Raw genomic sequence first — 13,947 nt, 5'->3', positions numbered from 1 at the left:
ATGAAACATTGGTTAGCTGCAAACAAATAGATGGCAATTTTATTTATAAGCTATTACAATATATTGAATGTAAAATTAAAGTGATTGTACGAAACATTAAAACAAATAATAAACTTTCACAATAAAGGAGAAATAAAAATGACAAAAGATTATATTGTTAAAGCTCTAGCATTTGATGGACAAATTAGAGCTTATAGTGCATTAACAACTGAAACAGTGCAAGAAGCACAAACTAGACACTATACTTGGCCGACTGCGTCTGCTGCATTAGGTCGTACAATGACAGCGACAGTTATGATGGGCGCAATGTTAAAAGGCGACCAAAAATTAACAGTTACGCTTGATGGGCAAGGGCCAATTGGAAAAGTAATCGCTGATGCGGATGCTAAAGGAAACGTTAGAGGATATGTGACTAACCCACAAACACATTTTCCATTAAATGACATTGGTAAATTAGATGTTAGTAGAGCTGTCGGTACAAATGGTTCATTAACAGTTGTGAAAGATGTAGGTATGAAAGATTACTTCTCAGGTTCAAGTCCGATTGTGTCTGGTGAAGTAGGTGACGATTTCACATACTACTTCGCAAAAAGTGAACAAGTACCTTCTTCTGTCGGCTTAGGTGTATTAGTTAATCCAGACAACTCTATAAAAGCGTCTGGCGGTTTTATTATTCAAGTTATGCCAGGAGCTAAAGACGAAACAATTACAAAATTAGAAGATGCTATAAATAATATGACACCTGTTTCTAAATTAATCGACCAAGGTTTATCACCAGAAGAATTATTATATGAAGTTTTAGGTGAAGATAATGTTCAAATTTTGGAAGAATTACCTACTCAATTTGAATGTAATTGCGGACATGATAAATTCTTAAATGCAATTAAAGGTTTAGGAGAAGCTGAAATCAACAGTATGATTGAAGAAGACCACGGTGCAGAAGCTGAATGTCATTTCTGCCGTAATAAATATGAATATAGTGAAGCAGAACTACAAGCGTTAATTCAAAGCTAAAATTCATTCAAAAATATTAAAATTAAATAATAATTTAGCACTACAGTAGGTTAAAGTTGTATTTGCTGAAAAATCTGATAAAATAGAAATATATCCGAGAAAATAAGTAAGTTTTAACTTTTATAAATAAAGGAGCGTTTCTTATGACAAACAATCGTTTTGAAAACATTGTAGATGTAATCGGCAATACACCTGTAGTTAAATTAAATAGAGTAGTAGATGAAGATGCAGCTGATATCTATGTTAAACTTGAATATCAAAATCCAGGCGGCTCAGTAAAAGACCGTATCGCGTTAGGTATGATTGAACAAGCTGAAAAAGATGGCAAAATTAAACCAGGCGACACTATTGTAGAACCAACAAGTGGTAATACTGGTATTGGTCTAGCTTTCGTATGTGCAGCTAAAGGTTATAACGCTGTATTTACTATGCCGGAAACAATGAGTCAAGAGCGTCGTAACTTGTTAAAAGCCTATGGTGCAGAAGTTGTACTTACACCTGGATCAGAAGCAATGAAAGGCGCTATTAAAAAAGCTAAAGAATTAAAAGAAGAACATGGTTACTTCGAACCACAACAATTCGAAAACCCAGCTAACCCTCGTATCCACGAATTAACTACGGGTCCAGAATTAGTTAAACAATTCGAAGGCAAAACGATTGATGCATTCTTAGCTGGTGTAGGTACTGGCGGAACTTTAACTGGCGTTGGTAAAGTCCTTAAAGAAAAATACCCTGAAATCCAATTAGTAGCTATCGAACCAGAAGATTCACCTGTTTTAAGTGGTGGAGAACCTGGACCTCACAAATTACAAGGTTTAGGTGCAGGCTTTGTACCTGATACGTTAGACACAGAAGTTTACGACGACATTATTAAAGTGGGTAATGAAACTGCAATGGATATGTCTCGTAAGGTTGCTAAAGAAGAAGGTATCTTAGGTGGAATTTCTTCAGGTGCTGCGATTCATGCTGCGATTCAAAAAGCTAAAGAATTAGGTAAAGGTAAAACTGTCGTTACAGTATTACCAAGTAATGGTGAACGTTACTTATCAACACCATTATATTCTTTCGAGTAATATAATAATCAATATAGATTTTAACCGGACACTTCCAATAAAGTGTTCGGTTTTTTATTTATATAAATACATTACATAGCTGTAAATTTATAAGTATTTCATACTGAAAAAATGAATGAATCGCGTTATCATAAGTATAATAATGTTTCATTTAGTTAGTAAATTTCTATGAATGAAAGGAAGAGCACTGTGAGTCATACTAAAATCATGGGTATTCTAAACGTAACACCAGATTCTTTTTCAGATGGGGGACAATTTAATAAAGTAGAAACAGCGATGAAACGTGTCGAGGCGATGATTGACGAAGGTGTAGATATCGTTGATGTTGGCGGTGTTTCGACGAGACCTGGTCATGAAGAAGTTTCTATAGAAGAGGAAATAGATAGAGTTATTCCTGTTATCAAAGCATTGATGCGTTATGATGTTCAATTATCAGTCGATACTTTTAGAAGTGAAGTCGCTGAAGCAGCTATACAAGCAGGCGCTACAATGATAAACGATCAATGGGCAGGCTTATATGATGGTAAAATGATTGATATTGTTGCAAAATATGAATGTGAAATTGTATTAATGCACAATGGCGATGGCCAAAGAAATGAGCCTGTAATGGATGAAATGTTGGTATATTTATTAAAACAAGCAAATAAAGCCGAGATGGCAGGTATACCAAAACATAAAATATGGATCGACCCAGGTATTGGATTTGCTAAAACACGCCAAGAAGAACAAGAAGTAATGGCTAGGTTAGACGAATTAGTAGCTACAGAATATCCAGTGTTATTAGCTACAAGTAGAAAACGATTCGTTAAAGAAATGATTGGTCAAAATACTGCGCCAACTGAACGGGACGAAGCAACAGCTGCTACAACTGCATATGGTATAATGAAAGGCATTAGCGGCGTAAGAGTTCATAATGTCGGATTAAATGTACGTATTGGTCAAAGTATGGATTTTTTAAAGGAGAATGAAGATGAGCGACACGATTTTTCTTAAAGGCTTAAAGTTTTATGGATATCATGGTGCATTACCTGAAGAAAATAAAATAGGTCAAATCTTTATTGTAGATATTACATTGAGTGTAGATTTAAAAGATGCTGGTGAATCCGATGATGTATCAGACACAGTACATTACGGAGAAGTCTTCGAAGAGGTTAAAGCTATTATGGAAGGTTCACCGGTGAACTTATTAGAGCATCTAGCTGAACGTATTGCAAAACGTATAAATTCACACTATAATCGTGTAATGGAAACTAAAGTGAGAATAACTAAAGAAAATCCTCCAATACAAGGTCATTATGACGGTGTAGGTATAGAAATCGTGAGGGGAAATCATTGATGAAAACGGCATATTTAGGTTTGGGTAGCAATGTAGGAGATAGATTAGAGCAATTAGAATCTGCTATAAAGATTTTGGATCAAGCTGATGGCGTACAAGTGTCACAAATATCGCCAGTTTATGAAACTGAACCAGTCGGTTACGTAGAGCAACCAAACTTTTTAAATTTATGTGTTGAAGTAAAGACAACACTTACACCACAACAATTGTTACAGCAATGCTTTTATACTGAACATCAACTACATCGTGTTAGAGATATTCGTTGGGGACCAAGAACGTTAGACGTAGATATACTACTGTATGAGAATGAAATTATTGAAGAAGAAAATTTGACAGTACCTCACCCAAGAATGAGGGAAAGAGCATTTGTTTTAACGCCTTTAAACGATATAGCGACAGATGTTGTTGAACCACACACGCAACTAAGTATCGGTGAGTTAGTTATACCTGATGATACAGTTAAGAAGTATAAAGCATAAGAGTCTAATACATAATGTTTGGAATCGAAGCTGTGGAAATATGTAATGCTTGCTCGATGATTGATGCGAGTAATGTTCCTTATTTAGAAACTAAAAAACATTATTGAACAGACTATACAAAATAAAGTAGAAATTGCTTTATTACATTGACATCGTCTAGTAGAATTAAATAGTAAAAAGTTGGCGCTATGGAAATATGTAAGTATAATTCAAGGTATCTAAATGGTATTCATCGTAATTGTATGGTGAGAAAGTAGTACGATTAAGCTGGAACAGTACAAAAAATGATAGTTATATTACAAGAATTCCAACTGAAAAAATGTTTAATGACAAAGTAGCACAACAAGCATAAAGGAGAGAAAGTTAATGTCAGAAGAAATGAATGACCAAATGCAGGTCCGCCGTCAAAAAATGCAAGAATTATACGATTTAGGTATCGATCCTTTTGGAAAAAGATTTGATCGCTCAGCTACAGCTGAAGGTCTACATGAAGAATGGGATCACTTATCTAAAGAAGAATTACATGAAAAAGAAGACGAAAGCAGCGTAGTAATTGCTGGTCGCCTAATGACTAAACGAGGTAAAGGTAAAGCTGGCTTCGCCCATGTACAAGACTTATCTGGTCAAATTCAAATATATGTAAGAAAAGATCAAATTGGAGAAGAACAATTTGATTTATGGAAAGGCACTGACCTAGGCGATATAGTTGGTGTTGAAGGTGTAATGTTCAAAACAAATACAGGTGAATTATCAGTAAAAGCTAATTCTTTCACTTTATTAACAAAAGCTTTAAGACCTTTACCAGATAAATTCCATGGCTTACAAGATATTGAGCAACGTTACCGTCAACGTTACTTAGATTTAATTACAAACCAAGATAGTACGCAAACATTTATTAATCGTAGTAAGATCTTACAAGAAATGCGTAACTACTTAAATAAAAAAGGATTCTTAGAAGTAGAAACACCAATGATGCACCAAATTGCTGGTGGTGCCGCAGCGAGACCATTCGTGACACATCACAATGCTCTAGATGCTACATTGTATATGCGTATTGCTATTGAATTACACTTAAAACGCCTAATTGTAGGTGGACTTGAAAAAGTATACGAAATTGGACGTGTATTTAGAAACGAAGGCGTTTCTACTAGACACAACCCTGAGTTTACTATGATTGAACTATATGAAGCGTATGCTGACTACGTAGATATCATGGACTTAACAGAATCTATGATTAGAGAGATTGCTCAAAATGTATTAGGTACTGCGAAAGTACAATACGGAGAAGAAACTATAGACTTAGAATCAAATTGGAAACGTGTACACATGGTTGATGCTGTAAAAGAAGTTACTGGTGTTGATTTCTTTGAAGTAGAATCTACAGAGCAAGCTAAAAACTTAGCTAAAGAACATGGCATTGAAATTACAAGTACTATGAAATATGGACATATTTTAAATGAATTCTTTGAACAAAAAGTTGAAGAGACATTAATTCAACCTACATTTATTTATGGACACCCAATTGAAATATCACCATTAGCTAAGAAAAATCCAGAAGACCCTAGATTTACTGATCGTTTTGAATTATTCATAGTTGGTAGAGAACACGGTAATGCATTTACTGAACTTAATGATCCAATTGACCAAAGAGAAAGATTTGAAGCGCAATTAGTAGAAAAAGCAGAAGGTAATGATGAGGCACATGAAATGGATGAAGATTTCATAGAAGCTTTAGAATACGGTATGCCTCCAACAGGCGGACTTGGCATTGGTATAGATCGACTTGTAATGTTATTAACAAACTCAGCTTCAATTAGAGATGTATTATTATTCCCTTATATGAGACAAAAATAATATAAACAAAGCAGTTTCTCCTAAAATTTATTGGGGGAAGCTGCTTTTTTATTGTATTGATGAATATCAATGTATGTAAAAATAAGCCTCTTAAGTCACTTTGTTCGCATAATTACACATAAAAGATAAAATTTTAGATAAAAAAGGAATAGAAATATATGAGAATATATGATAGACTAGTTCAAGTCGAGAAAAAGTTCAGATGTTATTAATACGTAACAAAAAATACTTAGATAAAAGTATTGACAAAGGTTACGAAATTAAGTATTATATAAAAGTCGCAAAAAACAAACAGTTAAATGTTTGAACTTATATTACATACATATTAAGAAGTTATTTCGATTGTAAAAAAAGTGTAAAATTAACTATTGAAATCAATGGTTAAAGCGTGTATTATTAATAAAGTAAGTTAATTTGTCTGGTGACAATGGCAAGGAGGTCACACCTGTTCCCATGCCGAACACAGAAGTTAAGCTCCTTAGCGCCGATGGTAGTCGGATTTACATCCCGCTAGAGTAGGACGTTGCCAGGCAATGAACAAATCGGAGAATTAGCTCAGCTGGGAGAGCATCTGCCTTACAAGCAGAGGGTCGGCGGTTCGAACCCGTCATTCTCCACCATTTCTCAATTAGATATTGTGCCGGCCTAGCTCAACTGGTAGAGCAACTGACTTGTAATCAGTAGGTTGGGGGTTCAAGTCCTCTGGCCGGCACCATCTCATGAGCCATTAGCTCAGTTGGTAGAGCATCTGACTTTTAATCAGAGGGTCAGAGGTTCGAATCCTCTATGGCTCATCCAGATTTAAATTTTTATTTTTGGATATGCAGAAGTAGTTCAGCGGTAGAATACAACCTTGCCAAGGTTGGGGTCGCGGGTTCGAATCCCGTCTTCTGCTCCATTATTTTTTGTGCCGGGGTGGCGGAACTGGCAGACGCACAGGACTTAAAATCCTGCGGTAAGTAATTACCGTACCGGTTCGATTCCGGTCCTCGGCACCATCTTATTTATAAATATGCGCCCGTAGCTCAACTGGATAGAGCGTTTGACTACGGATCAAGAGGTTATGGGTTCGACTCCTATCGGGCGCGCCATTTTATAAGAATTTTAAATAAATACGGGAAGTAGCTCAGCTTGGTAGAGCACTTGGTTTGGGACCAAGGGGTCGCAGGTTCGAATCCTGTCTTCCCGACTCTTGTTTACTTAATGGGGGCTTAGCTCAGATGGGAGAGCGCCTGCTTTGCACGCAGGAGGTCAGCGGTTCGATCCCGCTAGTCTCCACCATTATTTGATTAAACAAATGAACATTGAAAACTGAATTGCAATATGTCAACGTTAATTCCAAACGCAACGATATAATCGTTGGTTTAAACGTGTTAGAGATAACACACAATTAGTATTTTATGAGCTAATCAAACATCATAATTTTTTATGGAGAGTTTGATCCTGGCTCAGGATGAACGCTGGCGGCGTGCCTAATACATGCAAGTCGAGCGAACAGATAAGGAGCTTGCTCCTTTGACGTTAGCGGCGGACGGGTGAGTAACACGTGGGTAACCTACCTATAAGACTGGAATAACTTCGGGAAACCGAAGCTAATGCCGGATAACATGTAGAACCGCATGGTTCTACAGTGAAAGATGGCCTTGCTATCACTTATAGATGGACCCGCGCCGTATTAGCTAGTTGGTAAGGTAACGGCTTACCAAGGCAACGATACGTAGCCGACCTGAGAGGGTGATCGGCCACACTGGAACTGAGACACGGTCCAGACTCCTACGGGAGGCAGCAGTAGGGAATCTTCCGCAATGGGCGAAAGCCTGACGGAGCAACGCCGCGTGAGTGATGAAGGTCTTCGGATCGTAAAGCTCTGTTATTAGGGAAGAACAAGTGCGTAAGTAACTGTGCGCACCTTGACGGTACCTAATCAGAAAGCCACGGCTAACTACGTGCCAGCAGCCGCGGTAATACGTAGGTGGCAAGCGTTATCCGGAATTATTGGGCGTAAAGCGCGCGTAGGCGGTTTCTTAAGTCTGATGTGAAAGCCCACGGCTCAACCGTGGAGGGTCATTGGAAACTGGGAGACTTGAGTGCAGAAGAGGAAAGTGGAATTCCATGTGTAGCGGTGAAATGCGCAGAGATATGGAGGAACACCAGTGGCGAAGGCGACTTTCTGGTCTGTAACTGACGCTGATGTGCGAAAGCGTGGGGATCAAACAGGATTAGATACCCTGGTAGTCCACGCCGTAAACGATGAGTGCTAAGTGTTAGGGGGTTTCCGCCCCTTAGTGCTGCAGCTAACGCATTAAGCACTCCGCCTGGGGAGTACGACCGCAAGGTTGAAACTCAAAGGAATTGACGGGGACCCGCACAAGCGGTGGAGCATGTGGTTTAATTCGAAGCAACGCGAAGAACCTTACCAAATCTTGACATCCTTTGACCACTCTGGAGACAGAGTTTTCCCCTTCGGGGGACAAAGTGACAGGTGGTGCATGGTTGTCGTCAGCTCGTGTCGTGAGATGTTGGGTTAAGTCCCGCAACGAGCGCAACCCTTAAGCTTAGTTGCCATCATTAAGTTGGGCACTCTAAGTTGACTGCCGGTGACAAACCGGAGGAAGGTGGGGATGACGTCAAATCATCATGCCCCTTATGATTTGGGCTACACACGTGCTACAATGGACAATACAAAGGGCAGCTAAACCGCGAGGTCATGCAAATCCCATAAAGTTGTTCTCAGTTCGGATTGTAGTCTGCAACTCGACTACATGAAGCTGGAATCGCTAGTAATCGTAGATCAGCATGCTACGGTGAATACGTTCCCGGGTCTTGTACACACCGCCCGTCACACCACGAGAGTTTGTAACACCCGAAGCCGGTGGAGTAACCATTATGGAGCTAGCCGTCGAAGGTGGGACAAATGATTGGGGTGAAGTCGTAACAAGGTAGCCGTATCGGAAGGTGCGGCTGGATCACCTCCTTTCTAAGGATATATTCGGAACATCTTCTACGAAGATGAAAGGAATAACGTAGACATATTGTATTCAGTTTTGAATGCTCATAGAGTATTCAAAGATTGTACATTGAAAACTAGATAAGTAAGTAAAATATAGATTTTACCAAGCAAAACCGAGTGAATTAGAGTTTTAAAAAGCTTGAATTCAAACTAAAATAATCGCTAGTGTTCGAAAGAACACTCACAGATTAATAACATTTTGGGTTTTGAGTTAGACGTTATGTTTGACTTAAAAACAAAAAGATTAAGTTATTAAGGGCGCACGGTGGATGCCTTGGCACTAGAAGCCGAAGAAGGACGTTACTAACGACGATATGCTTTGGGGAGCTGTAAGTAAGCGTTGATCCAGAGATTTCCGAATGGGGAAACCCAGCACGAGTCATGTCGTGTTATCAACATGTGAATACATAGCATGTTTGAAGGCATACCCGGAGAACTGAAACATCTTAGTACCCGGAGGAAGAGAAAGAAAAATCGATTCCCTGAGTAGCGGCGAGCGAAACGGGAACAGCCCAAACCAACAAGCTTGCTTGTTGGGGTTGTAGGACACTCTATACGGAGTTACAAAAGTTATTGTTAGACGAAGTATCTGGAAAGATACATCAAAGAAGGTAATAATCCTGTAGTCGAAAACGATAACCCTCTTGAGTGGATCCTGAGTACGACGGAGCACGTGAAATTCCGTCGGAATCTGGGAGGACCATCTCCCAAGGCTAAATACTCTCTAGTGACCGATAGTGAACCAGTACCGTGAGGGAAAGGTGAAAAGTACCCCGGAAGGGGAGTGAAAGAGAACTTGAAACCGTGTGCTTACAAGTAGTCAGAGCCCGTTAATGGGTGATGGCGTGCCTTTTGTAGAATGAACCGGCGAGTTACGATTTGATGCAAGGTTAAGCAGGAAATGTGGAGCCGTAGCGAAAGCGAGTCTGAATAGGGCGTTGAGTATTTGGTCGTAGACCCGAAACCAGGTGATCTACCCATGACCAGGTTGAAGTTCAGGTAACACTGAATGGAGGACCGAACCGACTTACGTTGAAAAGTGAGCGGATGAGTTGTGGGTAGCGGAGAAATTCCAATCGAACCTGGAGATAGCTGGTTCTCTCCGAAATAGCTTTAGGGCTAGCCTCAAGTGATGATTATTGGAGGTAGAGCACTGTTTGGACGAGGGGCCCTTCTCGGGTTACCGAATTCAGACAAACTCCGAATGCCAATCAATTTAACTTGGGAGTCAGAACATGGGTGATAAGGTCCGTGTTCGAAAGGGAAACAGCCCAGACCACCAGCTAAGGTCCCAAAATATATGTTAAGTGGAAAAGGATGTGGCGTTGCCCAGACAACTAGGATGTTGGCTTAGAAGCAGCCATCATTTAAAGAGTGCGTAATAGCTCACTAGTCGAGTGACACTGCGCCGAAAATGTACCGGGGCTAAACATATTACCGAAGCTGTGGATTGTCCGTAGGACAATGGTAGGAGAGCGTTCTAAGGGCGTTGAAGCATGATCGCAAGGACATGTGGAGCGCTTAGAAGTGAGAATGCCGGTGTGAGTAGCGAAAGACGGGTGAGAATCCCGTCCACCGATTGACTAAGGTTTCCAGAGGAAGGCTCGTCCGCTCTGGGTTAGTCGGGACCTAAGCTGAGGCCGATAGGCGTAGGCGATGGATAACAGGTTGATATTCCTGTACCACCTAAATTCGTTTTAAGCGATGGGGGGACGCAGTAGGATAGGCGAAGCGTGCTGTTGGAGTGCACGTCCAAGCAGTAAGACTGAGTGTTAGGCAAATCCGGCACTCATAAGGTCAAGCTGTGATGGGGAGAGGAAATTGTTTCCTCGAGTCGTTGATTTCACACTGCCAAGAAAAGCCTCTAGCTAGAATATTAGGTGCCCGTACCGCAAACCGACACAGGTAGTCAAGATGAGAATTCTAAGGTGAGCGAGCGAACTCTCGTTAAGGAACTCGGCAAAATGACCCCGTAACTTCGGGAGAAGGGGTGCTCTCTAGGGTTAACGCCCGGGAGAGCCGCAGTGAATAGGCCCAAGCGACTGTTTATCAAAAACACAGGTCTCTGCTAAACCGTAAGGTGATGTATAGGGGCTGACGCCTGCCCGGTGCTGGAAGGTTAAGAGGAGTGGTTAGCTTCTGCGAAGCTACGAATCGAAGCCCCAGTAAACGGCGGCCGTAACTATAACGGTCCTAAGGTAGCGAAATTCCTTGTCGGGTAAGTTCCGACCCGCACGAAAGGCGTAACGATTTGGGCACTGTCTCAACGAGAGACTCGGTGAAATCATAGTACCTGTGAAGATGCAGGTTACCCGCGACAGGACGGAAAGACCCCGTGGAGCTTTACTGCAGTCTGATATTGAAATTCGGCACAGTTTGTACAGGATAGGTAGGAGCCTTAGAAGCGTGAACGCTAGTTTACGTGGAGGCGTTGGTGGGATACTACCCTCGCTGTGTTGGATTTCTAACCCGCACCATTAATCATGGTGGGAGACAGTGTCAGATGGGCAGTTTGACTGGGGCGGTCGCCTCCTAAAGAGTAACGGAGGCGCTCAAAGGTTCCCTCAGAATGGTTGGAAATCATTCACAGAGTGTAAAGGCATAAGGGAGCTTGACTGCGAGACTTACAAGTCGAGCAGGGTCGAAAGACGGACTTAGTGATCCGGTGGTTCCGCATGGAAGGGCCATCGCTCAACGGATAAAAGCTACCCCGGGGATAACAGGCTTATCTCCCCCAAGAGTTCACATCGACGGGGAGGTTTGGCACCTCGATGTCGGCTCATCGCATCCTGGGGCTGTAGTCGGTCCCAAGGGTTGGGCTGTTCGCCCATTAAAGCGGTACGCGAGCTGGGTTCAGAACGTCGTGAGACAGTTCGGTCCCTATCCGTCGTGGGCGTAGGAAATTTGAGAGGAGCTGTCCTTAGTACGAGAGGACCGGGATGGACATACCTCTGGTGTACCAGTTGTCGTGCCAACGGCATCGCTGGGTAGCTATGTATGGACGGGATAAGTGCTGAAAGCATCTAAGCATGAAGCCCCCCTCAAGATGAGATTTCCCAACTTCGGTTATAAGATCCCTCAAAGATGATGAGGTTAATAGGTTCGAGGTGGAAGCATGGCGACATGTGGAGCTGACGAATACTAATCGATCGAAGACTTAATCAATTTTAAATGTTTTGATTGGTAAAATGATATTTACTTACTATCTAGTTTTGAATGTATAACTTTTATACATCATTGTCTGGTGACAATGGCAAGGAGGTCACACCTGTTCCCATGCCGAACACAGAAGTTAAGCTCCTTAGCGCCGATGGTAGTTGAATTTACATTCTGCTAGAGTAGGACGTTGCCAGGCAATTCCATCTTTAAGACCGTAAGGTCATTTTTTTATGGAAGTTTCATCAAAAAGAAAAAAGTTATTGACTTTGAAAGTCAATGTCTGTATAATTAATTCTTGTTGATTAAATAAATGAACATTGAAAACTGAATTGCAATATGTCAACGTTAATTCCAAACGCAACGATACAATCGTTGGTTTAAACGTGTTAGAGATAACACACAATTAGTATTTTATGAGCTAATCAAACATCATAATTTTTTATGGAGAGTTTGATCCTGGCTCAGGATGAACGCTGGCGGCGTGCCTAATACATGCAAGTCGAGCGAACAGATAAGGAGCTTGCTCCTTTGACGTTAGCGGCGGACGGGTGAGTAACACGTGGGTAACCTACCTATAAGACTGGAATAACTTCGGGAAACCGAAGCTAATGCCGGATAACATGTAGAACCGCATGGTTCTACAGTGAAAGATGGCCTTGCTATCACTTATAGATGGACCCGCGCCGTATTAGCTAGTTGGTAAGGTAACGGCTTACCAAGGCAACGATACGTAGCCGACCTGAGAGGGTGATCGGCCACACTGGAACTGAGACACGGTCCAGACTCCTACGGGAGGCAGCAGTAGGGAATCTTCCGCAATGGGCGAAAGCCTGACGGAGCAACGCCGCGTGAGTGATGAAGGTCTTCGGATCGTAAAGCTCTGTTATTAGGGAAGAACAAGTGCGTAAGTAACTGTGCGCACCTTGACGGTACCTAATCAGAAAGCCACGGCTAACTACGTGCCAGCAGCCGCGGTAATACGTAGGTGGCAAGCGTTATCCGGAATTATTGGGCGTAAAGCGCGCGTAGGCGGTTTCTTAAGTCTGATGTGAAAGCCCACGGCTCAACCGTGGAGGGTCATTGGAAACTGGGAGACTTGAGTGCAGAAGAGGAAAGTGGAATTCCATGTGTAGCGGTGAAATGCGCAGAGATATGGAGGAACACCAGTGGCGAAGGCGACTTTCTGGTCTGTAACTGACGCTGATGTGCGAAAGCGTGGGGATCAAACAGGATTAGATACCCTGGTAGTCCACGCCGTAAACGATGAGTGCTAAGTGTTAGGGGGTTTCCGCCCCTTAGTGCTGCAGCTAACGCATTAAGCACTCCGCCTGGGGAGTACGACCGCAAGGTTGAAACTCAAAGGAATTGACGGGGACCCGCACAAGCGGTGGAGCATGTGGTTTAATTCGAAGCAACGCGAAGAACCTTACCAAATCTTGACATCCTTTGACCACTCTGGAGACAGAGTTTTCCCCTTCGGGGGACAAAGTGACAGGTGGTGCATGGTTGTCGTCAGCTCGTGTCGTGAGATGTTGGGTTAAGTCCCGCAACGAGCGCAACCCTTAAGCTTAGTTGCCATCATTAAGTTGGGCACTCTAAGTTGACTGCCGGTGACAAACCGGAGGAAGGTGGGGATGACGTCAAATCATCATGCCCCTTATGATTTGGGCTACACACGTGCTACAATGGACAATACAAAGGGCAGCTAAACCGCGAGGTCATGCAAATCCCATAAAGTTGTTCTCAGTTCGGATTGTAGTCTGCAACTCGACTACATGAAGCTGGAATCGCTAGTAATCGTAGATCAGCATGCTACGGTGAATACGTTCCCGGGTCTTGTACACACCGCCCGTCACACCACGAGAGTTTGTAACACCCGAAGCCGGTGGAGTAACCATTATGGAGCTAGCCGTCGAAGGTGGGACAAATGATTGGGGTGAAGTCGTAACAAGGTAGCCGTATCGGAAGGTGCGGCTGGATCACCTCCTTTCTAAGGATATATTCGGAACATCTTCTACGAAG

Annotated in this window: 6 protein-coding genes, 8 tRNA genes and 5 rRNA genes; all 19 read left to right on the top strand. The window is 42.1% G+C overall.

Features of this window, described 5'->3' with window-relative positions:
• Positions 1-138 precede the first annotated feature (138 nt).
• Complete coding sequence (gene hslO, locus ISP08_RS11380; RefSeq protein ID WP_195719584.1) at positions 139-1,014, top strand: Hsp33 family molecular chaperone HslO; 876 nt, start codon at positions 139-141, stop codon at positions 1,012-1,014.
• 143 nt (positions 1,015-1,157) lie between these two features.
• Positions 1,158-2,087, top strand: a complete 930-nt coding sequence (cysK, locus tag ISP08_RS11375; RefSeq protein WP_048793327.1) for a cysteine synthase A — start codon at positions 1,158-1,160, stop codon at positions 2,085-2,087.
• A 189-nt stretch (positions 2,088-2,276) separates the two neighbouring features.
• Positions 2,277-3,080, top strand: coding sequence for a dihydropteroate synthase (gene folP, locus ISP08_RS11370; protein WP_195719585.1), 804 nt, complete (start codon positions 2,277-2,279; stop codon positions 3,078-3,080).
• Positions 3,058-3,423 carry a dihydroneopterin aldolase gene (gene folB, locus ISP08_RS11365; protein ID WP_195719586.1) on the top strand — a complete coding sequence of 122 codons (366 nt, stop codon included), beginning with the start codon at positions 3,058-3,060 and terminating at the stop codon, positions 3,421-3,423. The genes folP and folB overlap by 23 nt, the downstream gene beginning before the upstream one ends.
• Positions 3,423-3,902 (top strand): 2-amino-4-hydroxy-6-hydroxymethyldihydropteridine diphosphokinase, encoded by a 480-nt coding sequence (gene folK / locus ISP08_RS11360; protein WP_195719587.1) that lies wholly within the window; start codon positions 3,423-3,425, stop codon positions 3,900-3,902. Before folB ends, folK begins: the two co-directional genes overlap by 1 nt.
• 366 nt (positions 3,903-4,268) lie before the next feature.
• Positions 4,269-5,756 (top strand): lysine--tRNA ligase, encoded by a 1,488-nt coding sequence (gene lysS / locus ISP08_RS11355; RefSeq protein WP_195719588.1) that lies wholly within the window; start codon positions 4,269-4,271, stop codon positions 5,754-5,756.
• Between the two features lie 417 nt (positions 5,757-6,173).
• Positions 6,174-6,288: ribosomal RNA gene (gene rrf, locus ISP08_RS11350) — 5S ribosomal RNA — on the top strand.
• A gap of 12 nt (positions 6,289-6,300) precedes the next feature.
• A tRNA-Val gene (locus ISP08_RS11345) sits at positions 6,301-6,376 on the top strand.
• Positions 6,377-6,395: 19 nt separating this feature from the next.
• A tRNA-Thr gene (locus ISP08_RS11340) sits at positions 6,396-6,471 on the top strand.
• Positions 6,472-6,477: 6 nt separating this feature from the next.
• Positions 6,478-6,550 (top strand) — tRNA-Lys (locus tag ISP08_RS11335).
• A 29-nt stretch (positions 6,551-6,579) separates the two neighbouring features.
• Positions 6,580-6,654, top strand: a tRNA-Gly gene (locus ISP08_RS11330).
• An 11-nt stretch (positions 6,655-6,665) separates the two neighbouring features.
• Positions 6,666-6,754 (top strand) — tRNA-Leu (locus ISP08_RS11325).
• A 16-nt stretch (positions 6,755-6,770) separates the two neighbouring features.
• A tRNA-Arg gene (locus ISP08_RS11320) sits at positions 6,771-6,847 on the top strand.
• Between the two features lie 24 nt (positions 6,848-6,871).
• Positions 6,872-6,945: transfer RNA gene (locus ISP08_RS11315), tRNA-Pro, on the top strand.
• A gap of 16 nt (positions 6,946-6,961) precedes the next feature.
• Positions 6,962-7,037, top strand: a tRNA-Ala gene (locus tag ISP08_RS11310).
• 144 nt (positions 7,038-7,181) lie between these two features.
• A 16S ribosomal RNA gene (locus ISP08_RS11305) occupies positions 7,182-8,733 on the top strand.
• A gap of 275 nt (positions 8,734-9,008) precedes the next feature.
• Positions 9,009-11,931: ribosomal RNA gene (locus tag ISP08_RS11300) — 23S ribosomal RNA — on the top strand.
• 75 nt (positions 11,932-12,006) lie between these two features.
• Positions 12,007-12,121, top strand: a 5S ribosomal RNA gene (rrf, locus tag ISP08_RS11295).
• 242 nt (positions 12,122-12,363) lie between these two features.
• Positions 12,364-13,915, top strand: a 16S ribosomal RNA gene (locus tag ISP08_RS11290).
• Together the 16S, 23S and 5S rRNA genes with 8 tRNA genes alongside form the textbook arrangement of a ribosomal RNA operon.
• Positions 13,916-13,947 lie beyond the last annotated feature (32 nt).

This window comes from Staphylococcus lloydii, from assembly GCF_015775975.1.
Classification (GTDB): Bacteria; Bacillota; Bacilli; order Staphylococcales; family Staphylococcaceae; genus Staphylococcus; species Staphylococcus lloydii.
The sequence above is the reverse complement of the archived record's forward strand: the minus strand, read 5'-3'. Positions and strand labels throughout refer to the sequence as shown.

Excerpts from the sequence above, each read along its gene's own strand:
- folK (WP_195719587.1), top strand. The coding sequence starts at position 3,423 with ATGAAAACGGCATATTTAGGTTTGGGTAGCAATGTAGGAGATAGATTA.
- cysK (WP_048793327.1), top strand. The coding sequence starts at position 1,158 with ATGACAAACAATCGTTTTGAAAACATTGTAGATGTAATCGGCAATACA.
- lysS (WP_195719588.1), top strand. The coding sequence starts at position 4,269 with ATGTCAGAAGAAATGAATGACCAAATGCAGGTCCGCCGTCAAAAAATG.
- folB (WP_195719586.1), top strand. The coding sequence starts at position 3,058 with ATGAGCGACACGATTTTTCTTAAAGGCTTAAAGTTTTATGGATATCAT.
- hslO (WP_195719584.1), top strand. The coding sequence starts at position 139 with ATGACAAAAGATTATATTGTTAAAGCTCTAGCATTTGATGGACAAATT.